This window comes from Streptomyces sp. NPDC089799, from assembly GCF_040684755.1.
Classification (GTDB): domain Bacteria; phylum Actinomycetota; class Actinomycetes; order Streptomycetales; family Streptomycetaceae; genus Streptomyces.
This window is the reverse complement of the sequence record NZ_JBFBGR010000034.1, coordinates 1-25854: the sequence shown is the minus strand read 5'-3', so window position 1 is coordinate 25854 and position 25854 is coordinate 1. Positions and strand designations below refer to the sequence as shown.

Below are 25854 nucleotides of genomic sequence, written 5' to 3'. Positions count from 1 at the left end.
AATGTGAGACACGCCAAGAAAGCAGCGACAAAGTTCGTCCAGAACTCGCACGACGCGTCGACCAAGGGCATGCACGGCTCACACCTGGTCTACAAGAACGACGGCTCCCCGGTGGAGGAGAACCCCTGGCGCACCGGCAAGGTGGGTCGCACCTGCACCGCCAGCGCGTACGGCCGCCGCAGCGTGAGCCGACACGTCGCCAGCTACAGCGCCCTGCAGCTCGCCTCCACGATCGCCGTCACCCGCACCCTGGGCTACCGCGTTCCCCCGGCCGCGCTCCTGACCGGCGCCGCGATCAATGCCGTCACACACGGAATCCTGGACCGCCGCGACCCGCTGCTCTGGCTCGCCGAGAAGGCTGGCAAGACCGGCTACATCAAGCACGCCACCGTCGTCCGCAAGGCCGGCGGCGAGGGCACCGAGTACCCCGAGGCCGTCCAGGACGTCTCCGGTCCGGGTACTGCGCTGATGGAGCTGGACCAGGCGGCTCACCGAGCGATCGGCGTGGCCGCCGCTCTGGTCACCACCTGGCTCACCCTGCGCAAGGGAGACCGCCGGTGACCCCCGCCGCCCGTACCCGTCTGGAGCGAGTCCGCGCCTCGGCCGGGATCGTGAAGCTCGCCGTCCAGCAGATCGAGGACGAGCTGGGCGGGCCGATCGACGCCGAGTTCCTCGCCGAGACGCTGCGCGAGCTGTTCGACGAGGCCGACCCCACGGGCGGCGTCCTCGGCTCCCTCAACCAGCTGCTGACGATGGCCTCGCGCGCCGCCGCGCTCACCCCGCTGGACGGCGAGGACTCCGAATCCGCCGCCTGCGCGATCGACGAGGCCGCGGCCTTCCTCCTCGACTCCGCCGGGATGCGCCTGCACCTGGCCACCTCCACCCTCGACCCGCAAGGAGAACGCTAGTGAAGACCACCTTCGAAGGCACCATGCAGCCGATCGACACGACCATCCCCGACCCGGCGCTGATCGTTCTCATCGGCGCTGCGGGCAGCGGCAAGAGCACCTGGGCGAGCACCTGGCCCTCCACGCAGGTCCTGGAGCTCGACCACTTCAGGGCCATGGTCTCGGACGAGGCCGGAGATCAGTCGGCCACCCTGTCCGCGGTGAACGTGATGCACACCGTGCTGGAGGCCCGCCTCGCCCGGAAGAAGACGACCGTCATTGACGCCACGAACACAGAGGAGCGGGTGAGGGCCGGCCTTGTGCAGATGGCCCGGAACTACGCCGTGCCCACCGTCGCGTTCCTGGTCTCCACCCCGGCCTCGGTCTGTGTGAAGCGCCAGGCCGACCGGAGCCCGGACCGCGCGGTGCCCGAGGGCGTCGTACGCCGCCAGCACGCCGAAGCCGTCGCCGCCTTCCCCCAGCTGCGCAAGGAGGGCTTCGACCACGTGGTATTCGCCGACAACATCCACCGCCTGGAGCCGCTCCTCAAGCGCGCCAGCGACACCCGGCGCCGCGAGCTCGGCTGGGACGGCGGCGACGGCCTGGGCGGCCTGCTCCTGGTCCGCCGCACGTTCGGCGCGGAGGTGCTGCCGCTGTGGCGGTGGCGGGACAACTCGCCGCTCGCCGGCGGCGACCGCGTCGGCGAGATCCGCCTCGGGCCCGACCGCCTGGTCCTCGCCCTGCGCACCGACGTCGACGGCGAGGGCGACTTCGGGTTCGACCTGCTGGTCGGCTGCCCGCACGACGACGACTGCAACGCCCCGGCGTGGCAGCCGGTCTTCTCGGTCACCGACCTGCTGAGGGCCCACACCAGCGACACGGGGCTGCACCCGGACGCTGTCTGCTCCATCCACGGCGGCCCCGACGACGTCGACCAGGAGGCCGACGACCACACCCGCGGCATGGACGACGACGCCGACGGGCGGGCCGACCTGGAAGAGCAGTTCGCGGCGGCGGTCCGCGAGTGAGCCGCGCTGCCGACGGCCCGCACCCGCACGCCCTCACCCCGGCGGAGCTCCCCGCTGGGGACCGATGGCTCTACGGCTGCGACGAATGCCAGCTGCCGGTGCAGGGCGGGGCCGCCGGCCTCGCCGCGCACCGCCGCACCGTCCACAACCCCCGCCGTGACTACGGCGACCCGCGTACCCCGATCCACATCCAGCTCTGAGCGGCCCGGCCGCTCCCACCCGAAGAGGACTCGTCATGCAGGACTGGAACACCCCCGACCACACGACCGCCGACACCGAGCACGGCACCCTGCTCTTCGCGGGCGACGTCCCGCTGGTCATCGCCGACTGGGAGTTCACCGAGAACGCCCCCGACCGCGACGGCCGCGTGTACGCCTCGGTGCGCGGCTGGCTTGTCAACGGCGGGGGCACCGGCCGCCTCGTGGATCCGTACACCGAGCCGATCGAGGCTGGCCGCGCCCGCCTGGTCTTCGCCGAGCTCCGCGGCCGCCAGCCGCTGACCGACCTGGACGTCCACGTCGACTACCACTCCGTCGGCAAGCCGTACCCGAACACCTGGGACCACCGTGGCTGCCAGGTCACCGTCTCGTGGATGGACCGCCGCATCGACGCCGACGGCCGGCCGGTCGACGAGGACGAGATCGGCCGCACCGAGTGGACCAACCCCGCGACCGGCCAGGTCTTCGACCTGACCGAGGCGTACGTCCCGGCGGGCGAGTGCTACTACGACGACCCCAAGCACCCGGCCTTCACCTGGCAGCACTTCGACCGGTGGAGCGGCGGCGTCCCGGTCCTCCACGCGTTCTACGGCGACCACACCACGCCCGCCCACGGGGCCAAGCGCATCACCGACGGCGAGTGGGTCCGCATCGCCGACGCCCCGAAGTTCTCCGAGCGCATGGCCGCCCTCCCCACTGGCGCCTGACCTCCCCCGCCAGCAGCGCGGCGTTCCTCCGTGCCGCCCCGGCCTCACCTGGCTGGGGCGGTCGCGGTGTTCCGCCACGACCAGCACACGAACGGAAGGGAGAGGGGCCGTCATGCCGATCCGCGTTTTCGAGGTTGACGTCCCGATACGCCACACCACCAACCGGCAGCTGCACGGCGTCCACGTCTTCACCGGCGAGGCGTCGTCGACGAGCGAGGCCCTGCGCCGCGCGCACGAGGCGTACGACGCCGCGCTCGCCGCGCAGGCGGCCGGACTCGCCAACCCCGGCAAGCAGGCCGGGGGCTGGGGAGCGCGCGGGCTGCGGCCCGACTGGGCGCTCGACTGGCCCGCCGCGAAGGCCGGCCTCTGGCACAACCCCTACCGCTGACCCCGGCCTCCACCGGCCGGGACTCGGCTCTGCAGCTCTGCCCCGGGACGGACGACAAGGCGTCCAAACCAACCGACCGTCCCGGGTCCACCCCATCCCGCACAAGACGAGAGGGAGACCCCAAGTATGGACTCCGCCACGCGCGCTGGGCAGCGCGCACTCATCATCACCACCCTCGCCGTCCCGGTCACCGGCTGGGCCGTCCACGCGCTCACGCTCCACCGGCGCCTGGCGGCCGAACGCCGCGACCCGCTCACCGGAGCCCAGCGCCGCGCCGCGTTCGAGCGCCGCGCCCAGCGCCTGCTCGCCCGTCACCAGAAGGACTCCCTGCTCTGCCTGGTCGACCTCGACAACTTCAAGGGCCTGAACGACACCCACGGCCACGCCGCCGGTGACGCAGCCCTCGCCGCGACCGGTGAGCGCCTGGCCCACTGGGCCGGGCCGCACGGAGTCGTCGGCCGCCTGGGCGGAGACGAGTTCGCCGTCGCGACCCGCGTGGACACCCAGGCCGGCGACCACGCGATGGAGGAGCGCCTGGAACAGCTGATGGGCGCGCTCCGCGAGCCCGTGCCCACCGAGGCCGGACCGCTCCCGGTCGCCGCCTCGGTCGGCACCGCCGTCCCCGACTACCTCGGCATCCGCGCCCTGCCCGCCCTGCTGCGCGGCGCGGACGTCTCGATGTACCGGACCAAGCACTCCGGCCGGTACGGCTGGGCGGAGATCGAGGACCTCCAGACGCCGACCGTCAACGGCCGCCGGCAGGGCCGCCCCGGCACCGCACTGGAGCGGGCTGCATGACCGGGCTCGACGGCGGCGACTGGATCCGCGGCATCACGATCCGCCAGCCCTGGGCCACCTGCATCCTCGCCGGGAAGACCACGGAGAACAGGCCCGCCCCCTGGCCCTGGCGCGGATGGGTCCTCATCCACGCCGGGAAGGCGAAGCCGGACCCCGCCCTGCTGCGCGACCCGCTGGTGGCCACCACGATCCGCGGCCGCGAACTCCACCGGGGAGCGGTCATCGGCGTCGCCCGGCTCACCGACTGCCACCTCGACCAGGGCCCCGAGCGCTGCACCAGCCCCTGGGCGCAGCGCGAGGCGCACCACCTGGTCCTCACCGACGTCCACGAACTGCCGCTGCCCGTGCCCGCCACGGGCGCGCTCCCGGCCTGGAAGCCCACGCAGGCCCTCGTGGACCACGTCCTCCAGCAGCTGCCCGACCTGCGGCCGTGACCCGCAGGTCCCGCAGGAAGCCGCTGTGGGAACCGGGCCTGATCCCGGTCCCCGGCGGCCTGCTGGACTGGCGCGACGCCCAGCACTACGACCGCTGGACCGACCGCCCCTGCGCGCTGTGCGCGCGGCCCACGCCGATGCGCTCCCACTACGGGGAGCCGGTCCACAAGGCGTGCGCCGAATCCTGGATCGCCGCGAACCCCACCGAGGCACGCCTCGGCCAGTTCGCCTCCGACCTCCAGCCCAAGCGCCGGCGCGACGACGACCACGCCTGAACCCCTCCACCCGGAGGCCCTCATGGCCCACACCACACCCCACGACGTCGACCACGCCCTGGCCTACCCCGAACCGCCGGCCTCGCCCCTCTGGCACCGGCACTGGGCGAAGGCCCGCCCGCTCACCCCCGAACAGCAGCGCCGCAACCGCGAGCTGCTGGACATCGCGCAGCGCACCACCCGACCCCGCTCCCCTCGCCCCACCGAGACCCTGGCGGAGGCCAGCTGATGGAAACCAAGCACTGCGCCGTCGACGGCTGGGTCGACGCGATACCCGTCCCTGGCCCGCGCGGCATCGTCTCCTTCGACCTGGTCGTCCGGCCCGTCGACATCGACGCGCTCGACGACGACGCCCCCGACACGATCGTCACCTGCACCAGCGGCGACCCTCGGATCACCCACGAGCTGCTGAACGGCATCCAGCCCGGCGACCTGCTCCGCGCGACCGGCACCCTGGTCCAACCGCCGGCGCCCGGCGAGCCCGCCCGGCTCGCCGTCGACGCCCTCGAAGTCCTGGACACCGCGCTCATCCCGGTCCTGCGCGACATGGTGCTCGACCGGTACGGCGACTACGTCGTCATCTTCGACGCCGACACCGACGCCGTCCCCGTCTTCACCGCGCACGGGGCGTGGGTCGGCCTGGCGGACAATCCCGATGCCGTTGCTCGGCTCATCGACATCCACGAGCGGGTGACCGGCAGCGACGTCTGATGAGCCACCAGCGCGGAGGCCAGCAATGACCTCGGGCGGTTCCCGCCGGAGGCCTTGCGGAGCCGATGCCCATATGGCAGCCCCGGCGGCTGCGCCAGTCGCTGGACAGAACGGAACCGAGCTGCTGGCGCCCCGCCGTCCCACCGTCGTGGGTTCCACGAGGGCCATGAGTCTGTGCTGCCCGAGCGCCACTTGAGTCAGGTGAAGGCCCAGGCCACCCGTCGTCGGGTGGCCTGGGCCTTCTTTGTTATTGGGGGAAGATGGCCGGCGAGCTTTTACCGCGGTAAAGAGTCGCCGCTCGGACTCTCGGGGTACGTCGTGTCTTCGGGGGATCGACGAGGAGGTCAGGGAGGGGCGTCCCGATCCTTTACCGCGGTAAAAGCTGTCAGCTGTGCGTGCGCGGATCGAGCCGCAGTGAGGCGGTGCCGTAGTGGGCCTCGTAGTAGCCGGGATGCCGCACCACCGTGACGCTGGCCAGTCCAGCCGCAGGGTGGGTGAGGGCCGCGACGAGATCGTCGGGGTGAGGCCATGAAGTCCAGGTCAGGCTCCAGTGATCGCCGGCACCGTCCAGTCGGCGGTAGTGACGCAGCGCCCGTTCATCGTCGTTCCGGCTGGCGGCGGGGCAGAACCAGCCGGCGAGGTCCCAGTCAGCGGATCGCATCCACATGCGTACGAAGACGGCCGCCAGTAGCGTCTCGGTGTCCGCGGTCAGGTGGGGGAGTGACGCGAGCAGAATGGATTCCCGGTCCGTCATGGGGTGATCCGTCGTCCAGTGGCTGTGCCGCTCGTCTGCGAGGTCGTCCAGTGTGCCGTCGCGGCGGCTCGTAGCCAGAACCACTGCTCCAGTGGGCAGATGGAGCATGGCAGCCCCGTGCTCAGCCAGGCGCAGCAACCGCATGCCGGGGAGACAGAGAGTCTGTTTGTCGTCGCGTGGCAGCAACCTGGTGGCGATGTTGTCGGGCGCGTTGGAGATCAGGACGAGCTTGTCGCGGCGTGGCGACATGACCACCGTGTAGGCCGACAGGTCGGCGAGCGAGGTGGTCCACAGGCCGGCGCTGAGTGGGCCGGTGTTGAAGACTGCCAGGGCGAGGAGCGCGCGCAGTCGGCGCTGGGCGGGGGAGCAGTCGTCGATTCCGAGAGACCCGGATCGAGTTGTTTCTGCTGCTGCCGTTGCGGGGGTCTCGCCTGTGAAGAAGGCGCGTTCTCGGGCGAGTGCGCGGTGCTGGGTGTGGGGCATGGTCGCTTCTCCGTGCTGCCCGGTCAGCGGAGGGTCGGCTCGGAACGCATTGGCGACGTGAGTCTCGCGCGGAGTGGGCGCACCACACCCTCTGTTGGGAACCGTGGATTTCCGGGATTCATCACGGCCCTCGGTGCAGCCCTCCGCGGGCCGCTGGGAGCAGCCTACCGATCGGGTGGGGCGGCGAGGGCAGGAGAGCTGGTGTGTCTTCCTGTGCCTATGGGACCCGGACTCTTTACCGCGGTAAAGAGTCCGGCTGGCGCGGCAGCGGTGTACCCCGGTATGGCTGCTGCGCGTCGCCCTTGGGTATGCGGCCTTTGACTGAAGGGGTGCTGCTGCCCGCTCAGGCACAGCGTTCAATCCGAGCCGCCAGCTTGAAGCGGTCGGCGGGTGCTGAAGAGCGGACGTGGCCGGGGTTGCTCGGCCCCCTTTGCGGACCGGACGCCGCAGATGGGGTGTGTTTCGGCGTGTTGGCCTTTCCACACCGGCAATGGTGAGTAAGGTAATCGCATGACCGCCCCGTACGACCCTGAAGACAGGGAAAAGGTAGTAGCCAAGCTGCCGACTGCGCTCCGCCAAGAACTCAAGGTGCGTGCCGCGCAGTTGGGCATCGACATCAAGGACGCTGTGACCGAAGGCGTCCACGCCTGGCGTGAAGACGCCTCGGCCGCCGTCCAGGTAGACACCTCCGGCGGCGCTTCCTTCGCCACCTACCTGCCGACCGGGCTGTACGCGGAGTTCAAGGACGACTGCAAGGCCCGGGAGATCGCCTACAACCAGGGCATCGCCCAATCCATCCGCCTGTGGCTCGACACCCACCCGGTTACCGGCCGCCGCCGCCCGGAAGCCGAGGGTGCCCGCCGCATCGTGGTCTGCAACCAGAAGGGCGGCGTCGGCAAGAGCGCCATCAGCAACGGCCTTTCCCAGGCACTCGCCGAGACCGGCGCCCGCGTCTGTGTGATCGACTTCGATCCGCAGGGCCACCTGACCCGTCACCTGGGCCAGGACATGCTCGGCATCAAGGACCCCAGCCTGGCCAAGCACATGCTCGGCGAGGCTGACGGCCGGATCAGGGACCTGCTCGTCCCGATCGAGCACGGTGCCCTCGCCGGCCGGCTCTTCCTGTTGCCCTCCTGCAAGGACGCCTTCCTCCTCGACGCCAAGCTCGCCACCACCAGGCACGTGCGTACGAAGGAAACCGCCCTGGAGAAGGCCCTGGAGGAGCTGGAGAAGGAGTTCGACTACGTCGTCGTCGATTGTCCTCCCAGCCTCGGGTACACCATGGACACGGCGCTGTATTACGCCAGGACCCGTGACGGGGAAAGCCCCCGGGCATCCGGCGTGATCATCCCCGTCCAGGCCGAGGACACCTCAGCCGACGCCTACGACATGCTCAGCGAACAGATCGAAGACCTCGTCGACGATCTCGACATCGACATCGTCCAGCTCGGGTTCGTCGTCAACCTTTACGACGGTCGCAAGGGCTTCGTCGTCACCTCCTCCCTGGACAGCTGGAAGTCCTTCGGGGACCCGCCCGTCATCACCGTCATCGGTGACCTGAAGGAGCAGCGCGAGGCAGTGCGCCTCAAGCTGCCCCTCCTGCACTACGCGCCCGACTGCGAGCAGGCCGAGTCGATGCGCGAGATCGCCCGGGCGGTGACGGCATGAGCAAGAGCGATCTTCTCGGCACCGGTGCAGCCTTCGCCAGCGCCCGCCGTCCCGGCGGCCGCAGCGAGCGCGGTCGCGCCAAGGCCATAGCGCAAGGCGACCTTCCCGACTACGAGCTAATCCGGCTCCAACTCGACCGGGTCTCCCCCACCCCGCACAACCCGCGCCGGAACTTCGGCACCGACGAGGAGAAGACCCGCTTCGGAGAGGAACTCCGCGACGCACAGCTGTCCGCCTGCGCAGTCGTCTCCCGCTCCCTCTACCTCAAACTGTGGCCCGAGCACGAAGTGCACATCGGCGACGCGGACTACGTTCTGATCAACGGCGAACGGCGCTACCGCAGCGCCCGCCACGTCGCACTCGAAGCCCTCGACTTCGTCGTCCGCGATGACCTGGCTGCAAGCCGCGAAGAGTTCATCGACCACCTGCTGGCCGAGAACCTCGACCGCGAAGACTTCGACGTCATCGAGCGCGCGCGCGGTGTCCAGCAACTGGTTGCCATCTGCGCCGAGGACAAGGAACACGGAGCGAAGTCCCGCGCCGCCGAGCGGCTCGGCAAGTCCCCGGGCTGGGTGACCCAGCAGCTCGCACTGCTCCAGCTGCCCGAGGAGATTCAGCAGCTGCTCAGCGCCGGCGAACTCCCCGAACGCGACGCACGCCTTCTCGTGCGTGCTCTCAAGGATGAGCCGCAGTCCACCCCCACTGAACTGCTTGCCCTGCTGGAACAGACCAAGGCGCAGGATGCCGAGAAGAGGGCACAGCACAGGGAGATCCTCGAGGTCCACGAAGCGGCGAAGGCAGCCGAGCCCAGTGCCCGACCTTTTACCGCGGTAAAGACTTCCGCGACCACGGCCCCGGCCGACGTTGTCTCAGACTCAGCGGAGAAGCCCGCCCCTGCTCCCGTACCGGAACAGCGGTTCGGGACGGAGCCGACAGCCGAGCCCGGCGTCGCATCCTCGGCGGAAGATGCGTCGGCGGAGGCAGTCGAGCAGGGCCCGTCGACATCGACTGTGGCCGACCCGAGCACAGCGTCCGGCGAACAGGCGGACGCTTCAGTCACCACCGTCACCGACCTTGCCCCCGGGCAATCCGGCTGGATCGACGGACGGCAGCGCGTAACCAGGATGCCGTGGCACGACGGGCGCGAAGTCGCTGAGCTCGTCATCGAGAAGATGAACAAGGAGCAGCGCACGGTGCTCCTGGAATGTCTTCTTGCTGTTCACGACGCCTGAGCGGCAGTAGGCGAACCTCGTGGCTCCGTCTCGCTGACTGCGGGACGGAGCCACCGTGTGTTTTGCGGCCGTGCAACTGGTGGCCTGCGGCCAGCACCCGGGGCGACGCAGTGCAGCCTCGCCGCCATCCTGATCTGGGCCCGGCGATAGCCTGGGCCCACCCACCCACGACACTCAGCAGTTGCGGCGATGGTTCACTTACCGGACTGCTTGTGGCTGGTTGGGGAGGGTGTGTGGAAGAGCCAGGATTTCGTGTGCTGGTGACGGAAGCGGGAGACCGCAAAGTGGAGGCAGTCCGTGCGATACGGACCGTCACCGGCCTCAGTCTCTGGAACAGCAAGCTTCTGCTCGCCGGCACACCCGTCGAGATCGCCGTGTCCGGATTGCTCGATGGAGCGGAAGAGGCGGCTCGGGTCCTTGAAGAGGCGGGCGCCCGCACGACACTGCTCTGCGATTGCTGCGGCCGCAGCATCAGGCGGGGAGCCTTCCCCATCAACTCAACACGGCACAACGAACCATGGTCCCTTGAAATCTGCTGGGCGAGTGGCCAACCCTCAGCAATCTGAAGCACGGCCAGTTTGGTCTGGGAGACACGTCCTACGGGCGCCACGACTACACCGGGTCCCCGACCGTCTGAACTGCTGCCTTTGCTCAATCACCGAGCGGGCATGCCTTCCTGGCCGTGGCGCAGGATCGGCTGGAGCGTCTCGGCGGCGTCGCACTTGGTGCACGCCGCCGAGACGGGTCGTGCCAGGGCACATCGAGCGCGGCCGTCGTCTTCACCGGCACCGAGCGGTTGGCGGCCAGCTGGCACCCAGCTCGCACGTCCGGAGGGCGTGATTCACTGCAGAAACACGTCTGCGCCGACGGGCCAGGGCGGGATGCTGCCCTCAGGAGATCAGCTTGTGCTCAGCTTGCTGCGCGGGCGTGAGGTGTGGGGGTGTCGAAGTAGGAACGGATCTGCTGGCAGAAGTCGCGCAGCTGGTCAGTCGGCTTCTGATACCAGCGGTCTTGGCCATTGAAGACTTCGGCCAGCCATGCGGCCTTGTTCCCCTGGGGAATGCTGCGGACCCACTGCTCCAGTTCGCCGCAGGGAACCAGGAAGAGTCCGTGGGCAGCGGTGTTCTTCAGCAGGCGTTCGGCGGCTGCGTACTCGGTGCCGTTAAGTGCGGCCAGTCCGCTCTTCTTCAGGGCGCCCCACCCGGACGATCCCTTGATCACGTTGTTCATCGCCGTGATCATGGCTTCGGTGAGGGGGCTGCTCCCCGGGCCGGTCAACACCGCGGCCATCGCATTGCGGAAGCCGTTCACGGTGGGGACGCTGCGCTCTGAGTTCGCGTGGTCGTTGAGAGTCTTGATGTCGGCGGTCATGTCAAGCACGGTGCCGCCGAGAGCGGTCATGGCGTTTCGGACGGTGCCGTGGTTGTTGAGGAGGTCGAAGTCAGCGATGACCGCGGTGGGGATCCCGAACGCACGGAGCCTTCTGGCAGTATCGGCAAGGCGGGCCTTGCCGCTGGTGTGGAGGAAGATCGTGTTCTCGTGCGGTGCCGAGGTCTCACGGGTGACGTCGAAGGTTGCAGCGTAGAACTGGCAGTCTCCCTCCGATTCGCAGAGCACCACCCGGTCGTAGAAGAGGCCTGAGGAGATGTTGGAGTACCGCAACAGCGGGGTACGCAGCAGCTCGGCGACTTCGTCCGGGTTCAGCTGCATTGCCCGGGAAACGCCGGAGGACCTGTCCAGGCGGACGATCGAGAGCGGTCGGGCGTCCTGCGCGTCCATGACCCCGGCTAGGAAGTCGGCGCTGTGCGTGGCCACGAAGACCTGCGTCTGTCCAGGGAGCTGCGCCAGGATCCGGCCCAGGAGCCGGGCCTGGGGCGGGTGGAGGAACGCTTCAGGCTCGTCGATCACGATCACTGGCGTGGGCCGCAGCACGGTGTGCAGCAGGATCTGCACGAACGCCTTGAAACCGTCGCCCTGGACGGACACCTCGGGAAGCCGCCGGTAGGCCGCGACAAGCTCGGCAGGGGGTGGCGTCTGGTCCACCATGCCAGTGGCGCCCACCCGGAGGGCGAAGCGAGGCGCGGTCCAGTCCAGGGCGATCTCCTGACCGAACGCCTCGACGGTGTACCCGGACAGCGCAACCAGCAGGTCTGGGTCCTCATAGAGAAACTGCACCGGGTCGCCGGCTGGCTCAGCGTGATCCCAGCGCTCCGCCTGCGCCCTTACCTGCAGCCGCGCTTCGGTCCATTGGTCCATGACCAGCATCGACCGGAGCTCCGCATACATTCCGAGGGTCCACCATTGACCCGCACCCGCTCGCGACACCGAGCTCAGGGGGCTCTGCCCGCCTCGGAGGTGGGCTTGGCCGTTGACCGACCAGGACCGGTGACCTCGACTGGTGAGCCATTCCAGAAACTCCTGCTCACTGCCTTCGTGAGTCGGGAGCACCTGACGGACCCAGTACGCGTTTCCCGTGGTGTTCGGCTCGGTGATGCGGGGAGAGAGCTCCCGCAACATGGCTGACTTGCCGCTGTTGTTCGGGCCGATGAAGAGGGTCATGCCGTTCGCTGGCGGGGTGAGGACCGTGTCGTCGATCAGCGTGATCTCCGAAACGGCGAAGGAGACAGCCATCGGGCCCCCAGACATCTGTGCGGAGCCTCGGCGCAGCACCGCAAACGGTGCAGCCTAGCAGCGCGGACGCTGTGGCATGAGGGAGAGAGGCCGCCTGCGCAGGCTGGGGTGCCCCACGAGGTGCGGGTGAGCCTTGCGGAAGGCGGTGGCGGCGTTGCGCTCCTCTGAGTGGCTTCCGCTGTCCCCGGATGCGCTGTGCCGGTACGTCTCCGAGTAGACCGCGACCAAGCTGCGCTGGGGCGCTGGCCGTGTACGAGGCGGAGCGGGACCGGTTGCTGGTCATCGAGGCCGGCTGCGGTGACACGGACGTGGAGTTCACCGCTCCCACCTCGCCCAGGCAGCCTAAACCGGCCGTTACTCGGCCGCAGCCTGCGGGCAACTCGCCCGGCAGACCTCCGCAGGCCGTGGCAACTCGTTCGACTTGCCACGGCTTCGGCCGAGCCACCCCACACCGCCGGATCGGCAGTCCCGCAGCGATCCAGCCACCCCGAAGATCGTTTCGTTAGGAGTTTTTCCAGTCGGCACAGGGTGAGGGTGAGGGGCTGGCGAGACGGAACGGGCGCGAAGAGGACCGACTTCATTACAGCGTAATGAAGCACCACCTGCGTGGTGCGGGGAGAAGGGAGGAGGTCTGGGTGTTCTGAGTCAGGTCCAGTGTTGGCGGTTTCCTTCGGCGAGTTTGATGGTGAGTTGGACGACGCGTTGGGGTGTCATGTGTGCTCGGATCAGTTGAATGACCGCGTCGATGTCGTCCCAGACAAGGGTGCTCTCCGTGAGGTTGGCCGGCTGGCTCGGGACGACCGGAGCGGCCGGGCCGGGGGCGGCCTCTGGGTACGCAGGCCTGTCTGGATTCGTCATTACGCCGTAATGGTCGCGCCGCGGGCCCGCGGCTGCGGTGGTGGAGGCTTCAGTTACTCCAAGGGCCGTAGCGTTCGCGGTTGCTGGGCGAACCTGCTTCCTGGCGGCTTTCTGCCGTTTCAGCTGCTCCAGGTGTGCGGCCTGTTCCTCGGGTTTCTTGTTCCCGACACGGCGGAGCAGTTCAGCTGGCTCCTGCCCGGAAAGGAGTTTCTCTTGCAGTTCGGGTGTCAGGCTCAGTAGGGCAAGGCGTTGTGAAACCCAGCCCTGGGACCGGTGCAGCCGGGCGGCGAGTGCCTCTTGCGTGCCGGCCGCCTGGAGCAGCTGCCGCAGGGCGCGGGCCTCGTCCAGGGGATCGAGGTCCTGCCGGTGGATGTTGGCGACAAGGGCTGACTGGAGGATCTCGTCGGCAGTGCCGCCCAGTTCCTCGTCGATCATGACTTTGATTTCGTCGAGACCGGCTTCCCGCGCCGCGGCCAGCCGGGAGTTCCCGTCGATCACGACATACTCCGTCCCGTCCTCAACCTCGCGCGCTTGATCAGGGTGGGCTTGAAGGTAGGAGGCCCGCGACATGACCGTGATGGCCTGCTTCTGCCCGTGATCGCGGATGCTGGCGGCAAGACTGCCGAGGTCACCGAGGGAGCCGCGTGGGTTCTTCGGATTGAGACTGATAACGCCACAGGCCAGCCTCAGCGGCGGCAGCGCCCCCTTCACGCTGGCGACGGCCGCCGCCTGTTGGCGGGCACCGGACGTCTGGACAAGAGCGAACGCCACGCCAGCTGCCGGTTCGGATGTCTTACTGCTCATGAGATCTCCCGTGCGGGTGTGTACAGCGCAAGGGCCTGCGATGGGCGCTGAGGTGTGGTGTTAAGCAGAGGCTGCTCCGCCCGTGTTGTCTTCGTCTGCTTCACGACTCTGACGGGGCCAGCGTGATGGGGACGGCTATGGCCGTCCCGCCCGCCCCGGGCGCGACGCGGTGACGCACAGGTGCGCTCTGCGCTGGCGGGGCGGGCCAACAGCTGCGGGGTGTCTTTTCATACCTGGGCCAGTGGACTCATGGGAGCTGTGCTGGAGAGAACCTGGGTGATGATCTCTTCGGTGGCGTCGTCCAGTGTGATGTCGTAGGTCCGTGCCATCTGCTGGATGCGGGCGACGCCCCGGCGGACTGCGACTGTGTTTCCGGTCGCCCATTCGATGGTCAGCAGGTCGCGGTAGAGGACTTCTGCGGTCTCCTCGACGTCCAGGCCTTGCTCGATGGTGCGGCGGGCGGCGTCCAGGTCGAGCCGGTCGCCGTCGGTGTGCCAGCGTGCGAGGGTGTGGGCGATGTCGGTGATCCTGGACAGCATGTCCTGGACAACCGGGTCGGCCCAGGGTGGGGTCCGGCCGGCGAACGGCTTGCCGCGGACCAGCACCATGGCCGCCTCCAGGTACTGGATCCCGGCCGGCGGACCTGCGGCCAGGCCCTGGGTGGCGAGGTTCTGGAAGTGGTCCCAGTCCGAGGTGACAGCACGGTGGAGCGCGTAGCCGGAACCGGCTTTCGGCCGGGGGAGGAGCGGCTGGCCGTCGGTGTCCTGTCCCAGGACGCTGCGGAGCTCGGACAGGCGTGATTGCAGGGTGTGGGTGGTCCAGGGGGTGACGGGGTCCATGGCCTGGCACAGGTAGTCGCTGGTGCGGCCGGGGCGCAGGTGGATGAGTGCGGCCAGGGCGGCTGTGCGCGGATTGCGTGCGGCGCTGTTCCCGCCGCGGATGCGCAACGGCCCCAGCACCTCGATCCGTACGCCCTCGTCCTCGCCGACAGCCGGCCCGGGGAGCAGTGCAGGCTCGGTGCCGGTAGCGGCTTCTGGTGCCGGCGGGGCCTTCGGCGCAGCGCCGCCCGGCTTCCCAGCCGCGCCCCCGCCCTTGGCCCTGGCGTCGCCGCCATTGTCTTCGGCGGGGCCGGCATCCGTGTTCGCGTCCGTGCCGGCGGGGGCGGGGGCGGGTGTGGGGGTGAGTCCTGCGAGCAGGGCGGGGAAGGGGTTGCCCGGGTCAGTGGCCCCTTTTCCGGCTGCGTGGAGAGTCAGCGGGGTGCCGCTGCCTGCGGCCTGGCCGTGGTCCTCGGCCTTCTCCCACGGCTCCGCGGCGGGTTCGGGGTCGGTCGTGGAGACCTGGAGGGCGTGGACGTACTGCCGGTACTGCTCGTCGGTGATGCGCTGCAACTCCACCGCCGTCTCCAGCATGCCGACGTCGGCGTGCTGGTCGTGGGCGGTGGTGATGATGTGGGCGTGGGGGAAGGCGTGGCGGGCGGCCGCGCTGGCGGGCAGGACCACGCCCGTGGACAGATCCCGCCCGGCGGCGAGGGCGTCGGCCAGCTGTACCAGGTGTTCCTCGTCCATCTCTCCGGCGCCGACGGCCAGCCAGGGCAGGACCTGCTCGCCGCTCTGGTGGGCCTCCAGCATGAGCTCGCCGAGGTCGGTGGCCACGGACGGTAGGTGGGGCATGCTCCGGATGCGGCCCTGGGGCAGCAGGCCGGCAAGCCGTGCGCCGAGCCCGGTGGTGAGGATCTCGCTGTAGTCAGTCCAACCGCACGTGCCGAGCTCCAGCGCGAGGGCCCGTGCCACCTCGAGCACCTCCTCCGGGGTGCCGTCCAGGAGCAGGACCTGGCAGGTCATGAGGTCGATCAGGACTAGGCCGTCGGCGTCCGCGCCCAGGGTGACCAGCCCGGGGTAAGGGGCATGGACATCGGCAAGCTGCTTCGCGGAGAGCAGCCCGGCCTGCTTGTCGAGCGTCCACATCCGCGGGGACGGCCCCGCCGTGAACGGCTCGATGACGGGCTGCGCGGGTTCGTCCAGCAGCAGGGTCACCTCGTTGCCGTCAAGGCGCGCGCCGCGCAGTACGGGCAGGTTGTGGCCGCCGGCGGCGGCGTGATGGGCGAGGGTACGCAGCACCCGGTCCAGCAGCTCGATGCCGGCGGGCTCCGACGTCGCGGCCAGTACCTGCTCCAGCTGTGTGGGGTCCTCATCCTGGGCGATGGTCTGCCCGGCACGGCGCTCGCGCTGCTGCAGGATGCGGCGGACACCGAGGGCGGAGGCGAGGGACGCGGCCAGCAGCGCCCCGATCCCGGAGACCAGCGCCGTGTTCACCTCCCGGCTGTCCACGGGCTCTGCCTCTGCCGGGGCCGGGGCTGCGGTCACCGACGGTGTCGGCTGGGGGATCTGGGGCGATGCCGGTGTTGATGGCGAGGCTGTCGCGGGGGCGGACGGCGCCACGGCCGCGGGCTGGCTCGCTGTTGAGGATGGGACGGGTGACGCCGGGGTGGCCGGTGCAGTCGCCGACGGTGCCGGGACGGGCTTCGCCTCGGGCTCCGGTGCCGGGGTCGGCGGCGTTGGGCGGGCCTCGTCCTGGGGTCCGCTGTTCTGCTGGGGGAGGGCGAGTTGCTGGCCGGGGCGGATCAGGTCGGGGTCGGTGAATGTCCCGCCGCCGGGGAGCTGGCTGCCCTTGTTCAGGTCGAAGATTTCGCCGTATCGGTCGGCGCTGCCCAGCTTGTTCTGGGCGATGCCGGTCAGGCTGTCGCCGGCCTGCACGGTGTACGCGGCTGCGGACGTGCCACCGTCCTGGTCGGCGGGCTTGTCCGGCTGGGCGCGGGGCTGGGGGCGGGCGTCGTCGGGCAGGTGGAGGACCCATCCGGGCTGGATGGACCGGTCCGCGTGGAAGGTGGAGCCGTCGGTCATGCTGCGACCCTCGTTCAGGGCGGCGATTTCACCCCACCGCGTACCGTCGCCCAGCCGTGCCTCCGCGATCGACCACAGACTCTCGGCGGGCTTTGCGTCCCGCACCGTGTGCGTCACCGCCGAATTTCCGGCGGGAGTGGCGGCGGCGTGGACCGTACCGGCGCCGGAGGTCTGCGGGTTGCCGGGGACGGCGCTGGCCGTGGCGGTGGTGGGGGCGGCGGCGTGCGCGGGGGTGGCGGGGGTGGCGGCGAGCGCGGTTCCGGCGGGCAGAGCCAGCAGCACCGCGCCGACCAGGGATGCTGCCGCGCGTTGTCCGACCAGTCCGCGGATGTGCGGGGCGGCGCGGCCGCGGAGCTGGGCTGGGATCTCGACCAGGACTGCGCAGGCGAACAGGGCCCAGCCGATCCAGCCGGCCACGGCGAGGGCGAGGAGGAACACCTGCCCGGAGTCGTCGGTGGACAACAGTGCGGACAGGGCGGCCAGTCCGGGCGGGCCGACCAGGGTGGTTGCCCACCACAGCAGGATCGGGAGTCCGGCCAGCAGCCCGAGCAACAGCGCGAGGCTGGCCAGGCCGCGCACCACGGCGGCCGCGGTCGCAGCCGGGCCGCGCCCGGAACGGGCCGTCTTCTTCGCGGCCGGCTTGGTGTTCGGCATGAACGGGTCCTTCTCGGTCGGGGCCTATTCGGGGGCGGTGACGCCGTGCAGCAGCCGGGCGGAGCCGTGTCCGGACACGCTCAGGGAGCCGATCCCGGCGGCAGCCAGGAACGTGGTGGGGTAGGTGTCGTTGACGGTGACGGTCAGCTGCGTGCCGTCCGCGGACAGGGCCACGGTCCCGGCGACTCCGGCGCGGGCCAGGTACGCGCGCGCGGCGGCCGCGGCCGCTTCGGGGTCGACGCGCACACTCTGGCCGGTGACGGCCTGGGCGGGGTCGATGGATTGTCCGGCGGCGCGGGCGGCTTCCATGGCCACGGCATCGGCGCGTTCGGTGGCGCGGAGTTTTCCTGCGCCGTCGATGGCCAGCCCGATGATCGCCAGCAGCGCCACGGTCACGATCGCGCTGTAGACGGCGATCCCGCCCTCGTCGCCACGCAGCCGCCGTGTGCGCCTGGTGCGCAGAGAATGCATGGGTCAGCCCTCCCTGGAGCGGTAGGCGTCCACCACGGACGTGAAGCTGCTGGTCATGGTCTTGGCTCCGGGCACCCCGGGCAGCAGCAGGTCGGACAGAGGCACGGTGCAGGTGATCGTGACGGTGACCGTGCCGACCTGCCCGAGCGGCACGGCCAAGCCGGAGGCGTCCACCCGCGTGGACGTCGAAGCACACTGGATGCCCTGGTCGGTCAGGGACCGGGCGGCCGCGGCGGAGGCCTCGGCCTCAGCTGCGGCGTGGGTACGGGAGATCGACGCCGCCCGGGCCGCGTCCTCGGCCGCGGCGTCGATCTTCGCGCCGGAGGTGCTGATCCGCCCACCCGCGATCGCCAGGCAAATCAGCGTCAGCAGCAGCGGGGTGACGATCGCGGCAGCGATCGTCTCGCTGCCCTGGTCGCTCCCGCCCGGTGCATGCCAATGAACGCGCAGTACGCGAAGGAGATTCACGCGCTTCACGGGGCGGTCCACCTCTCCCGGGGAGCGGAGGCCGACTGTGACACGCTCAGCCCCGAGATGCCGGGGATGAGCGAGGGCGCGGTGCCGCTCACGGTCACCCGGACCGTCGTCGCAGTGGTGCCGGAGGTGCTCACGCTGCTCCCGGCGAGGCTGTCGCCGGCGATCCGGGCGAGCGTCTCCCGGGCCCGGGCCGCACCGGCCCCTTCGGGGGCCTGGTAGGTGCGTGCGGCCGCCACGCCCTCCCGGGCCGCCGTGAGCGCGATGTTCCGGGCGTAGGCCCACATCGCGGCCTGCACCACGGCCACGGTCAGCAGGACGACGAACGGGAACAGGATGGCCATCTGGATGGAGGTGTCCCCCCGGTCCCGGCCTCCCCGCCCGGTGACACCGCCGTTCCTGATCCGGGGGCTGCGTCTCCGCGGCACCGGCGCGGCCAGGCAGGCTGCGCGGACATCCCGGCGCATCACCACCTCGCTCCCTCCCTTCCCTCGTGCTGCGCGCGGTAGTGACTCAGATGCCGTTCAGCAGGTTGGTGTACCGCGTTGCCAGGAGTGCGATGCCTCCGGCGATGGCGACGGCGGCGGCTGCGGAAGCCACCCAGATGATCACGGTGGTGATGGAGATGTCGCCCCGGTCACTGGCTCCGCCCTCCTCAAGACGGGACTTGTACCAGCGCACCGCGGAGTGGGCTGCGGTCGTGGCGTGGACGGCGATCTTGGTCATCATGGCTGTGGTGTCTCCTTTGGTCAGCTGTTGATCATGCGGATGACGGCGGGGAAGGCGATCAGGAGCATCACCAGGACGGCGAGGAGTGCGCCGGGGGCGGTCATCTTCTCGCTGTCGGCGTTGGCCTCTGATGCCTGCTGGGCGAGCAGTTCGGTGCGGAGGTTCTTGGCGCGGGAGCGCAGGGTGGCGTACACGCTGGCGCCGTCGTCGGAGGACTGCCGCATGATCGCGGCAAGGTCGTCCAGGACCGGCAGGTCGAGTTCGGCGGTCAGGCGGGCCAGGGACTCCCACGGTGGGACCTTGTCGACGCGGGATCGGGCGAGTGCTTCCTGGATCCGCCCGAATGCCCAGCCTTCGCCGACCTGGGCGGCCTGTTCCATGGCCTGTTCGGCCGAGACGTTGCCGGCCCGGCGCAGGGCGACCAGGTCGAGGTAGGCGGCCATGGCGTGGGCGAACTCCGCGCGGGCCCGGCGGGCCTTGTCCCGCAGCGCGAGGTCGGGCGCGAACCACAGCACCACCCCGGCCAGGAGTCCCACGATTGCGGGCAGTACCAGGGACATGCCCAGCAGGAGTAGGGGGACGGTGGACAGCGGCGGCAGCAGCAGCCCCGCCCCGGCCAACGCCACCTTCTGCAGTAGGAATTTCGCCGGGGTGGACCGGGTCAGTGCCAGGTCCTTGTAGGGGATGCGGACGCCGGGGACATCGGCGAGGCGGTCCAGCAGCCACTGCCCCCACTGTTCGTCCCGGCTCACCGGCCCCTCGGTGGCCGGGCTTGGGGCGGGGGCGGGCTGGTTGAGGCGGCGCAGCGCCGGCCCGAGCGCCGGTGCGGGCCGGAGGACTTCACGGACCAGGAGTGCTGCCCCGGCGCCGATTGCGGCCCCGGAGATGATCGCGGCAATGGGCATCATGCGGCTGCCACCTCCTCTTTCTCCTCGGGCATGGGCGCGGGGGTGGGGGTGACGGCGCTGCGTGGGTCGGCGACCAGGAAGCGTGGGACCGGTTTGACGTCAGCGATCTGCCGCATCATCGCCAGCACCCCGACGAACGCGGCTGCCAGGAATCCGAGCACCAGCTGGCCGAGCAGGGTGCCGTAGGGGGCGGTGTAGGAAGGCACGAGGAAGCCGGCTCCGGTCACGGCGAGGGTGATGATCGTCATCCATCGCATGGAGGTGCGGGGCTTGGCGCGGTCGGCCTCGATCGCCCGGCGCCGGGCGACTTCCTCGTGGACGGACTCGGCGAGGTCGTCCAGTGCCTGGGCGAGCCCTGGGCCGCGGTCGGTCGCCGACAGCACCAGGGCGGCGACCACCTTGTCCGCAGTCACGTCGCCCAGGGCGTCGCCGAACCGGCGCAGGGCGTCGGTGGGCCGCCACCCGACTTGGAGGCGGTCGACCAGGTCGCCGACCTCGTCGGCGATGTCCTCGGGGCAGCCCTTGCGGGAGATCTGCAGGGCTTCGTCCAGGCCGCGGCCCAGCCGCAGGGTGGAGGCAAGCCGCTGGGTCCAGTCGCCGAGGGCCTCCAGCTTCCCGATCCGGGCGGCCGCCGACTTCGTCGGCGCCAGCAGCCACGGCACTCCCACCACCGCCAGAAACACCAGGGCCCCGCCGACGAACACCCCGGTTACGAGCCACAACACGATGCCGCCCAGAGCTCCGGCGGTCAGCCGGGTGCGGCGCTTCATCGCAGCGTCACGGCCGGCCGCCTGCCGCCCGGCGCGCAGGCGCGCGGCCAGCGACGGCCCCGCGGGCGCCGTGGTGCCCACGATCCCGGCCACCACGCCGACCAGGCCAGCGGAGACCGCCAGTCCACACAGCACCCACAACAGCAGCGTCGTCACAGGGCGGCCTCCGTCACCAGCAGCGGCAGCGGCGCCGTCCACGCTCCGCTCGCCTCACCGAGCAGCGAGGCATCAAACCCCGCCCGGCGCAGGTCGTTGATACAGCGCGGGTTCATCAGCGGCACCGCCCGCGGCTCAGACCACTCCGGCTTGGGCCCGAAGATCGTGTTCGTCTCGGGCCGTCCGCCTTCGCCGATGCCGGTCACCTCGAGGACGTGGGAGATGAACCGGTGCCGGTGCCCGCCGATCTTCGTCTCGTCCACGGAGGACACGAACACGATGAAGTGCAGCCCGTTCGCCGCCTGCCGGTACGCCAGGGACTCCGACATGTTCGCCTGGGCCAGCAGGTACAGCTCGGCGATCCGGTCGAACACGACGCTGGGGTGGATGGCGTGCAGGGTGCACAGGTTGCCACCCGCACCGTTCGTCATCGCCTGCAGCATCGCCACGATCTCCGGCCCGCGGACCTCACCGACCACAATCCGCGTCAGCGTCATGCGCAGGGCTCGGTACATCAGGTCCATGAGCGTGATCTCACCGGCCGCCTGACCGCCGACCATTTCGCCGTTGGACTCCCGGGCCTCCATCGGCACGACCTGCCGGTGGTGGCCGTTCTCGTGGGCGAACAGCTCGTACTCGGTCTCCAAAGTTGCGAACCGCTCGTCCGGGTCGATCTCACGCAGCAGCGCCCGCAGGAGCGTGGTCTTTCCCGCGGCCTGTCCGCCGACGATCATCACGTTCTTCTCCGCGCGCACGCACGCCCGCAGGAACGCCTCCAGAGTGGAGTCGAGCATGCCGCGGCCGACCAGCTCGGTCAGGTCCGCGTGTCGCATGGTGTGCCGGCGGATCGTCACGTACGTGCCGGGAGTGACGTCGATGACGGCCTGCAGGCGGGAGCCGTCAGACAGGCGCAAGGCCAGGAACGGGTCCGCCGTGGACAGGCTCCGCTCGTTCTGTCCGGTGGTCCGCCGGGCCAGATCCCGCAGCAGCTCCCGCAGCTCCTCGTCGGAGTCGGCCACTGGTGCGACCCGCACCCGGCGCCCGTCGGTGAAGTCCAGCCACACATCCGTGTGGGTGTTGATGAAGATGTTCTCCACCGCCGGGTTGTCCAGGTGCTGCTGCAGGCGCCCGGCCCGGAACTGCAGATCGAACACAGCCTGCGCGATCGCCGCGTCCTCCGCGGCCGACGTCGCAGCCCCCCGCTTGACGGCCTCGGCGTCGGACCAGATGGCCACCTGCTGGTTGATGAGGTGCCGGCCCTGCTGCTCCTGCGCGGCCGCGTCCATCCCCGGCCGGGCACGCAGCAGTTCGGTGAGGCGCTCGCCGACCTCTTTCTTGATCAGGCGCACGGCGGCGTAGTCGACCAGCGGACCGCCCGACGGTGTGGGGGCCGGTACGGGCAGCGCGTGCCGGGGATCGGCCGACGCTGAAACCTGCGGCACCCCGCCAGGGCGGGTGACGGCCAGGCGGGCATGCACGGAGGTGTCGGGTACGCCCGGCTGGTGGTGCAGAGGAGTGGCGCGCATCGGCTACACCCCCACCGGGCGGGCGCCGGGCGGGGCAAGGCGGGAGCGGCGGATCGCCACCAGCTCCTGCACGCGCACCGCGGCCGAGCGTGCCGCCCGCATCAGCTCGCCCGACTCGAACCGGCGCGGCGGCTCCGCCCCGTCGGACAGAACCCTGGCCTCCTTCGGCCGCCACGGCAGGACCGCCGTCACCGGCACCTCCAGCCGTTTGCGGACCTCCTCCCGGGAGTAGGGGCCCTCGTCGACCAGGAGCACGCCGACCTCGGCGCCGCCGCCCACTACTTCCTTCAGTGCGTTCAGACGTACCTGGGCGCTCTGCAGTCCGCGCAGGGTGTTGCGGGCGACCAGCACCACCGCATCGGCGCGCTGCGCGAGCACGGCGGAGGCGCCGACGGCGCCGCGGCGCCCGAGGTCCACCAGGACGTCGTGCCCATGCTCCTCGATCCCGGCGAACATGCTGGCGAGCGGCTTCCACACCGGCTCCATCGCCGAGGCATGGGCCGGGTCATACAGGCCGGGCAGGACCAGCCTGTCCCTCGTGCCAGCGTCGGTGACGTCCACCAGCTGCCGCCAGAACGCCTCACCCAACTGCCCCTGACGCCCAGCGACGGCGAGGTGCCGCAGCCCGTGGCTGTTCCCCAGAGTGCCCTGCAGGGCACCCGGAAGGATCGCCCCGCCGTCCGGGTCTGCCTCGGCGAGCACCACCCGGCGTCCTTCGGGCAGCGGCCACGTCATCAGCAGCGCCATGGCCGCTGTGGTCGCCCCCGGCGCGCCCAGCCCGCCCGCGATCGCCACGACGGTCATCTCAACCCTCCCGCGCGGCGAGGATCAGCGCCACCGCACCGGTGGCAGCACGGGCGGCCAGCGCCGGGCCGTCGCTTGCCGGCACCGCCACATCCACCACCACAACCCCGGTCGCCGGCGCAGGCTGCCCCACCGCAACCACCGTGGCCGCCAGGGTCTTCGGAGACGCAGACGGCTCGCCCTGCTTCCCCTGCCCGGCCGCCGGCGTGTTCGGGTCCGGTGTCGAGACGATCAGCACCTTCTGCCCCGGGGCCAGCCGGCTCGCAGGAAGCTGCGACGGCTTCAACGCAACACCCACCAGCTGCTCACCCGGCTTGATGAGTGAGGCGTCGGTGACCTGGGCCGGCGCGAGAAGGGCGCCGGCCTTCAGGGCCACTGCGGCCCGTTGTCCGACCAGGTCCGACTTCCTCGACACCGGGACCGTCTTTACCGCCGGGTCCAGCGCCATTGATGCGGGGGCGAGGTCGGCAGCGGTGATGGCGGCTCCGACCGGCACGTCATGCGCCACCACCAGCACAGCCGTCCGCTGCCCCGACGCTGTGAACAACAGCGCCCCGGACAGCCCTCCGGCGGCGATCAGGGCGACGGAGAGAGCGATCAGGCCCGGCCGTCGGCGCCGCTGCCGCAGAACCCGCGGCGCGGCCGCCGGCCCCGCCGCCGCAGTGGCGGGCGGCGGGACGGACGCCTGTCCCGGCAGGGAAGGAGTAGTGGTGCTCACGCGCAGTGCCTCCAAGGGGAAACGCGAGGAAAAGGGTGTGCGGCCGCCGGTGACCGCGCGCTGGTGTGGGTCGTCCTGTGGCCCGACCCCGGATGTGTGGCGCTACTGGCCGACGACCTGCAGCTCACCGACACGCACAGGGATCTCGGATGTGCGGGTGGCGGTCAGATCGCCTTGGGCGCCCCCGCCGGCCCAGTGCACGTCCCACGTCGTGGTCGCGGTGACCGTGTACTGTCCGGGCCGGGCGTAGCCGGGGAAGCCGCACTGACCGGCCGAAGCCTGCGGCGCATTCAGCCCGAACGCGGCCGTGTACGGAGTGCCGGGGAACGCACACGTCACGGTGGTCCCGTTGCCGAAGCTCCACACGACCTTCTGGACCGTCGCGGTGGCGGTCACGGTCACCCCGAGCGCTGTTGCGCTGGCCGATGTTGGCCCGGTGGTCCGGGGGCTGGGCCGGTTCCACACCCACACCGGCACACCGACCGTCCCCGTGCCGCCCTGCTGCGGTGCGGAACCGATGTCCGCACCCAGCAGCCGCATCTTGCTCATGGCTTCCTTGGCGAGCGCTTCCAGGTCCGGGCCGCCCCCGAACCCCGGCGGCGGGTTCTGCCGCCACTCGAATCCACCGAGCAGCGGCTGGCCGGGGCACTCACTGTTGTAGACCGCCCCGTCCCCCGGCTCGTGGCCCTCCCATGCAGGGTCACCGGCGGGTGGCTGAGGCTCCCACAGCTTCCAGTAGCAGGAGGTGCTTTCATCGAACCACCAGCCCTCCTTCTGGTAGCACGGCACCTCGAACGTGCCGCCGGAGCCGTCGCGGGCGTGGCACTTCCTGGAACCGCCACCGCCCCCTCCGCCCTTCCCGCCCCCTCCGCCGCCCTTGCCGTCGTCACCCGGCTTCTTGCCCGGCTTCCCCGGCTTCTGACCGCCAGAGTGGATGTCGCAGTCGACTACAAACGGAGGGCATTCTGTGCCGGGCCCTGAGGCAGAGACAGCACTGGCAGGCAGACAGACCGCCGACGCTGCGAGCAGGAATGCAAGCAGCGGTCTACTTCGGGTCAGCATGTGCGGTCCCGGTCAACTTCAGCGTCGCGGACCTGCCAGGCGCCGCCGATCTTAAGCATGCGGGAGGTGATGATGTGACGGCGGTTGGCGTCCAGGGTCTCGACCGGTTTCCCCGAGTCCTTGTAGACCTGCACGTAGTTGGTCGTGTCCACGCAGTCCGTGATTGTGGCGGCTGGCGGTTGTGCCGCCATGTCGATGGCCGACACCTTCGGAGACAATGCTGGCTCGCCCTTCATGATGGTGCCGTTCTGGACGTAGTACTTCCGAGTCGTCTCGGCTTTCGAGTACGCCTTGTCCGTGGCCACCTTCTCCAGGCCCGTTCCCTCCATGGACCCCGAGCCGAACACCTTTCGCTGCGCCTCCCAAAAGGCTTGGTAGGTAGCGATAACGGATGCCTTCTCCGCTGCTTGCGGGTCGACGGAAGAACTCGGCGACGGCGTGGCACTGGGGGACGGCGCGGCTTTGGGCGCGGGGTCGCTGCTGCATCCGGTGAGTGCCGTGACGGCGAGGGCGGTACCGGCCAGGACGGCGAGTGCGCCGCGGGCGGTGAAGGTGTGGTGCGGTCCTGCTGGTGCCACGAGAGTCCCTCCGGTGCCTGCCCCCGGACGGGGAGACCACTGCCTCCGCCGGCTCCGGGTGATTACTGCTGCAACGTCTACCTGATCGCTGTGCGTGCTGTGCGCACCCTATGACGTCAACGCCCTAGTTCCCATGGGGTTCTTGGGGCTGCAGTGCGCGATCGTGCATGTTTGAGTGCATATGCCGACCGAACGCGTTCCAATCTGTAGGAATGTGCGGTGACCTGC

General features: G+C 70.4%; 29 protein-coding genes. 14 read left to right on the top strand and 15 right to left on the bottom strand.

The genetic code is table 11. The features are described 5' to 3' along the window. The first annotated feature begins 3 nt into the window (after positions 1 to 3). From AB0O36_RS29390 to AB0O36_RS29340, 11 genes are all read left to right on the top strand, one after another. The gene (locus AB0O36_RS29390) at positions 4 to 561 is read left to right on the top strand and encodes a hypothetical protein (RefSeq protein ID WP_365115412.1); all 558 of its coding nucleotides are present in this window, start codon (positions 4 to 6) and stop codon (positions 559 to 561) included. Further along, positions 558 to 908, top strand: a complete 351-nt coding sequence (locus AB0O36_RS29385; protein WP_365115411.1) for a hypothetical protein — start codon at positions 558 to 560, stop codon at positions 906 to 908. The genes AB0O36_RS29390 and AB0O36_RS29385 overlap by 4 nt, the downstream gene beginning before the upstream one ends. Beyond that, on the top strand, positions 908 to 1915 hold the full coding sequence (locus AB0O36_RS29380) for an ATP-binding protein (RefSeq protein WP_365115409.1): 1008 nt from the start codon (positions 908 to 910) through the stop codon (positions 1913 to 1915). The genes AB0O36_RS29385 and AB0O36_RS29380 overlap by 1 nt, the downstream gene beginning before the upstream one ends. Continuing rightward, complete coding sequence (locus tag AB0O36_RS29375; RefSeq protein ID WP_365115408.1) at positions 1912 to 2115, top strand: hypothetical protein; 204 nt, start codon at positions 1912 to 1914, stop codon at positions 2113 to 2115. Before AB0O36_RS29380 ends, AB0O36_RS29375 begins: the two co-directional genes overlap by 4 nt. 35 nt (positions 2116 to 2150) lie before the next feature. Beyond that, complete coding sequence (locus AB0O36_RS29370) at positions 2151 to 2840, top strand: hypothetical protein (protein ID WP_365115406.1); 690 nt, start codon at positions 2151 to 2153, stop codon at positions 2838 to 2840. 112 nt (positions 2841 to 2952) lie between these two features. Next, positions 2953 to 3228, top strand: a complete 276-nt coding sequence (locus AB0O36_RS29365) for a hypothetical protein (protein ID WP_365115404.1) — start codon at positions 2953 to 2955, stop codon at positions 3226 to 3228. A 126-nt stretch (positions 3229 to 3354) separates the two neighbouring features. Further along, positions 3355 to 4026 (top strand): GGDEF domain-containing protein, encoded by a 672-nt coding sequence (locus AB0O36_RS29360; RefSeq protein ID WP_365115402.1) that lies wholly within the window; start codon positions 3355 to 3357, stop codon positions 4024 to 4026. Continuing rightward, positions 4023 to 4460, top strand: a complete 438-nt coding sequence (locus AB0O36_RS29355; protein ID WP_365115401.1) for a hypothetical protein — start codon at positions 4023 to 4025, stop codon at positions 4458 to 4460. Before AB0O36_RS29360 ends, AB0O36_RS29355 begins: the two co-directional genes overlap by 4 nt. Further along, complete coding sequence (locus AB0O36_RS29350; protein WP_365115399.1) at positions 4457 to 4735, top strand: hypothetical protein; 279 nt, start codon at positions 4457 to 4459, stop codon at positions 4733 to 4735. The genes AB0O36_RS29355 and AB0O36_RS29350 overlap by 4 nt, the downstream gene beginning before the upstream one ends. A 22-nt stretch (positions 4736 to 4757) precedes the next feature. Then, entirely contained in the window at positions 4758 to 4964 is a 207-nt protein-coding gene (locus AB0O36_RS29345) for a hypothetical protein (protein ID WP_365115398.1), read from the top strand. Then, complete coding sequence (locus AB0O36_RS29340; protein ID WP_365115396.1) at positions 4964 to 5446, top strand: hypothetical protein; 483 nt, start codon at positions 4964 to 4966, stop codon at positions 5444 to 5446. Before AB0O36_RS29345 ends, AB0O36_RS29340 begins: the two co-directional genes overlap by 1 nt. A gap of 385 nt (positions 5447 to 5831) precedes the next feature. On the opposite strand, the gene AB0O36_RS29335 is transcribed toward AB0O36_RS29340, so the two are convergent. Further along, the gene (locus AB0O36_RS29335; RefSeq protein WP_365115395.1) at positions 5832 to 6683 is read right to left on the bottom strand and encodes a hypothetical protein; all 852 of its coding nucleotides are present in this window, start codon (positions 6681 to 6683) and stop codon (positions 5832 to 5834) included. A 510-nt stretch (positions 6684 to 7193) separates the two neighbouring features. Here AB0O36_RS29335 and AB0O36_RS29330 point away from each other — a divergent pair. The 3 genes from AB0O36_RS29330 (at position 7194) to AB0O36_RS29320 (ending at position 10149) form a co-directional block, all read left to right on the top strand. Beyond that, positions 7194 to 8351: a ParA family protein gene (locus tag AB0O36_RS29330; protein WP_365115393.1), complete on the top strand. Its 1158-nt coding sequence runs from the start codon at positions 7194 to 7196 to the stop codon at positions 8349 to 8351. Further along, positions 8348 to 9583 carry a ParB/RepB/Spo0J family partition protein gene (locus tag AB0O36_RS29325; protein WP_365115391.1) on the top strand — a complete coding sequence of 412 codons (1236 nt, stop codon included), beginning with the start codon at positions 8348 to 8350 and terminating at the stop codon, positions 9581 to 9583. The genes AB0O36_RS29330 and AB0O36_RS29325 overlap by 4 nt, the downstream gene beginning before the upstream one ends. Before the next feature lie 254 nt (positions 9584 to 9837). Continuing rightward, positions 9838 to 10149, top strand: coding sequence for a ribosomal protein L7/L12 (locus AB0O36_RS29320; RefSeq protein ID WP_365115390.1), 312 nt, complete (start codon positions 9838 to 9840; stop codon positions 10147 to 10149). 343 nt (positions 10150 to 10492) lie between these two features. On the opposite strand, the gene AB0O36_RS29315 is transcribed toward AB0O36_RS29320, so the two are convergent. The 14 genes from AB0O36_RS29315 to AB0O36_RS29250 form a co-directional block, all read right to left on the bottom strand. Further along, the gene (locus AB0O36_RS29315) at positions 10493 to 12214 is read right to left on the bottom strand and encodes an AAA family ATPase (RefSeq protein ID WP_365115388.1); all 1722 of its coding nucleotides are present in this window, start codon (positions 12212 to 12214) and stop codon (positions 10493 to 10495) included. Positions 12215 to 12859: 645 nt separating this feature from the next. Further along, positions 12860 to 13876, bottom strand: a complete 1017-nt coding sequence (locus AB0O36_RS29310; RefSeq protein WP_365115387.1) for a ParB/RepB/Spo0J family partition protein — start codon at positions 13874 to 13876, stop codon at positions 12860 to 12862. 227 nt (positions 13877 to 14103) lie between these two features. Continuing rightward, positions 14104 to 17430, bottom strand: coding sequence for a LysM peptidoglycan-binding domain-containing protein (locus AB0O36_RS29305; RefSeq protein ID WP_365115386.1), 3327 nt, complete (start codon positions 17428 to 17430; stop codon positions 14104 to 14106). A gap of 24 nt (positions 17431 to 17454) precedes the next feature. Next, positions 17455 to 17901: a hypothetical protein gene (locus AB0O36_RS29300; protein ID WP_365115385.1), complete on the bottom strand. Its 447-nt coding sequence runs from the start codon at positions 17899 to 17901 to the stop codon at positions 17455 to 17457. A 3-nt stretch (positions 17902 to 17904) separates the two neighbouring features. After that, complete coding sequence (locus AB0O36_RS29295) at positions 17905 to 18378, bottom strand: TadE/TadG family type IV pilus assembly protein (protein WP_365115383.1); 474 nt, start codon at positions 18376 to 18378, stop codon at positions 17905 to 17907. Then, positions 18375 to 18719 carry a TadE family protein gene (locus AB0O36_RS29290; protein ID WP_365115381.1) on the bottom strand — a complete coding sequence of 115 codons (345 nt, stop codon included), beginning with the start codon at positions 18717 to 18719 and terminating at the stop codon, positions 18375 to 18377. The genes AB0O36_RS29295 and AB0O36_RS29290 overlap by 4 nt, the downstream gene beginning before the upstream one ends. A 169-nt stretch (positions 18720 to 18888) precedes the next feature. Continuing rightward, positions 18889 to 19104: a hypothetical protein gene (locus AB0O36_RS29285; RefSeq protein WP_365115379.1), complete on the bottom strand. Its 216-nt coding sequence runs from the start codon at positions 19102 to 19104 to the stop codon at positions 18889 to 18891. Between the two features lie 20 nt (positions 19105 to 19124). Continuing rightward, entirely contained in the window at positions 19125 to 20012 is an 888-nt protein-coding gene (locus tag AB0O36_RS29280) for a type II secretion system F family protein (RefSeq protein ID WP_365115377.1), read from the bottom strand. Beyond that, positions 20009 to 20938: a type II secretion system F family protein gene (locus AB0O36_RS29275; RefSeq protein ID WP_365115376.1), complete on the bottom strand. Its 930-nt coding sequence runs from the start codon at positions 20936 to 20938 to the stop codon at positions 20009 to 20011. The genes AB0O36_RS29280 and AB0O36_RS29275 overlap by 4 nt, the downstream gene beginning before the upstream one ends. Next, positions 20935 to 22464: a CpaF/VirB11 family protein gene (locus tag AB0O36_RS29270; protein WP_365115374.1), complete on the bottom strand. Its 1530-nt coding sequence runs from the start codon at positions 22462 to 22464 to the stop codon at positions 20935 to 20937. The genes AB0O36_RS29275 and AB0O36_RS29270 overlap by 4 nt, the downstream gene beginning before the upstream one ends. A gap of 3 nt (positions 22465 to 22467) precedes the next feature. After that, a complete protein-coding gene (locus AB0O36_RS29265) occupies positions 22468 to 23268 on the bottom strand; it encodes a hypothetical protein (RefSeq protein WP_365115372.1) in 801 nt (266 codons plus the stop codon). Between the two features lies 1 nt (position 23269). Beyond that, positions 23270 to 23986 carry an SAF domain-containing protein gene (locus AB0O36_RS29260; protein ID WP_365115370.1) on the bottom strand — a complete coding sequence of 239 codons (717 nt, stop codon included), beginning with the start codon at positions 23984 to 23986 and terminating at the stop codon, positions 23270 to 23272. A 102-nt stretch (positions 23987 to 24088) separates the two neighbouring features. Next, entirely contained in the window at positions 24089 to 25048 is a 960-nt protein-coding gene (locus tag AB0O36_RS29255) for a hypothetical protein (RefSeq protein ID WP_365115369.1), read from the bottom strand. Next, on the bottom strand, positions 25042 to 25626 hold the full coding sequence (locus tag AB0O36_RS29250) for a hypothetical protein (RefSeq protein WP_365115368.1): 585 nt from the start codon (positions 25624 to 25626) through the stop codon (positions 25042 to 25044). Before AB0O36_RS29250 ends, AB0O36_RS29255 begins: the two co-directional genes overlap by 7 nt. Between the last annotated feature and the right edge of the window lie 228 nt (positions 25627 to 25854).

Excerpts from the sequence above, each read along its gene's own strand:
- AB0O36_RS29370 (WP_365115406.1), top strand. The coding sequence starts at position 2,151 with ATGCAGGACTGGAACACCCCCGACCACACGACCGCCGACACCGAGCAC.
- AB0O36_RS29365 (WP_365115404.1), top strand. The coding sequence starts at position 2,953 with ATGCCGATCCGCGTTTTCGAGGTTGACGTCCCGATACGCCACACCACC.
- AB0O36_RS29360 (WP_365115402.1), top strand. The coding sequence starts at position 3,355 with ATGGACTCCGCCACGCGCGCTGGGCAGCGCGCACTCATCATCACCACC.
- AB0O36_RS29355 (WP_365115401.1), top strand. The coding sequence starts at position 4,023 with ATGACCGGGCTCGACGGCGGCGACTGGATCCGCGGCATCACGATCCGC.
- AB0O36_RS29345 (WP_365115398.1), top strand. The coding sequence starts at position 4,758 with ATGGCCCACACCACACCCCACGACGTCGACCACGCCCTGGCCTACCCC.
- AB0O36_RS29340 (WP_365115396.1), top strand. The coding sequence starts at position 4,964 with ATGGAAACCAAGCACTGCGCCGTCGACGGCTGGGTCGACGCGATACCC.
- AB0O36_RS29335 (WP_365115395.1), bottom strand. The coding sequence starts at position 6,683 with ATGCCCCACACCCAGCACCGCGCACTCGCCCGAGAACGCGCCTTCTTC.
- AB0O36_RS29330 (WP_365115393.1), top strand. The coding sequence starts at position 7,194 with ATGACCGCCCCGTACGACCCTGAAGACAGGGAAAAGGTAGTAGCCAAG.
- AB0O36_RS29325 (WP_365115391.1), top strand. The coding sequence starts at position 8,348 with ATGAGCAAGAGCGATCTTCTCGGCACCGGTGCAGCCTTCGCCAGCGCC.
- AB0O36_RS29315 (WP_365115388.1), bottom strand. The coding sequence starts at position 12,214 with ATGGCTGTCTCCTTCGCCGTTTCGGAGATCACGCTGATCGACGACACG.
- AB0O36_RS29310 (WP_365115387.1), bottom strand. The coding sequence starts at position 13,876 with ATGAGCAGTAAGACATCCGAACCGGCAGCTGGCGTGGCGTTCGCTCTT.
- AB0O36_RS29305 (WP_365115386.1), bottom strand. The coding sequence starts at position 17,430 with ATGCCGAACACCAAGCCGGCCGCGAAGAAGACGGCCCGTTCCGGGCGC.
- AB0O36_RS29300 (WP_365115385.1), bottom strand. The coding sequence starts at position 17,901 with ATGCATTCTCTGCGCACCAGGCGCACACGGCGGCTGCGTGGCGACGAG.
- AB0O36_RS29290 (WP_365115381.1), bottom strand. The coding sequence starts at position 18,719 with ATGGCCATCCTGTTCCCGTTCGTCGTCCTGCTGACCGTGGCCGTGGTG.
- AB0O36_RS29285 (WP_365115379.1), bottom strand. The coding sequence starts at position 19,104 with ATGATGACCAAGATCGCCGTCCACGCCACGACCGCAGCCCACTCCGCG.
- AB0O36_RS29280 (WP_365115377.1), bottom strand. The coding sequence starts at position 20,012 with ATGATGCCCATTGCCGCGATCATCTCCGGGGCCGCAATCGGCGCCGGG.
- AB0O36_RS29270 (WP_365115374.1), bottom strand. The coding sequence starts at position 22,464 with ATGCGCGCCACTCCTCTGCACCACCAGCCGGGCGTACCCGACACCTCC.
- AB0O36_RS29265 (WP_365115372.1), bottom strand. The coding sequence starts at position 23,268 with ATGACCGTCGTGGCGATCGCGGGCGGGCTGGGCGCGCCGGGGGCGACC.
- AB0O36_RS29255 (WP_365115369.1), bottom strand. The coding sequence starts at position 25,048 with ATGCTGACCCGAAGTAGACCGCTGCTTGCATTCCTGCTCGCAGCGTCG.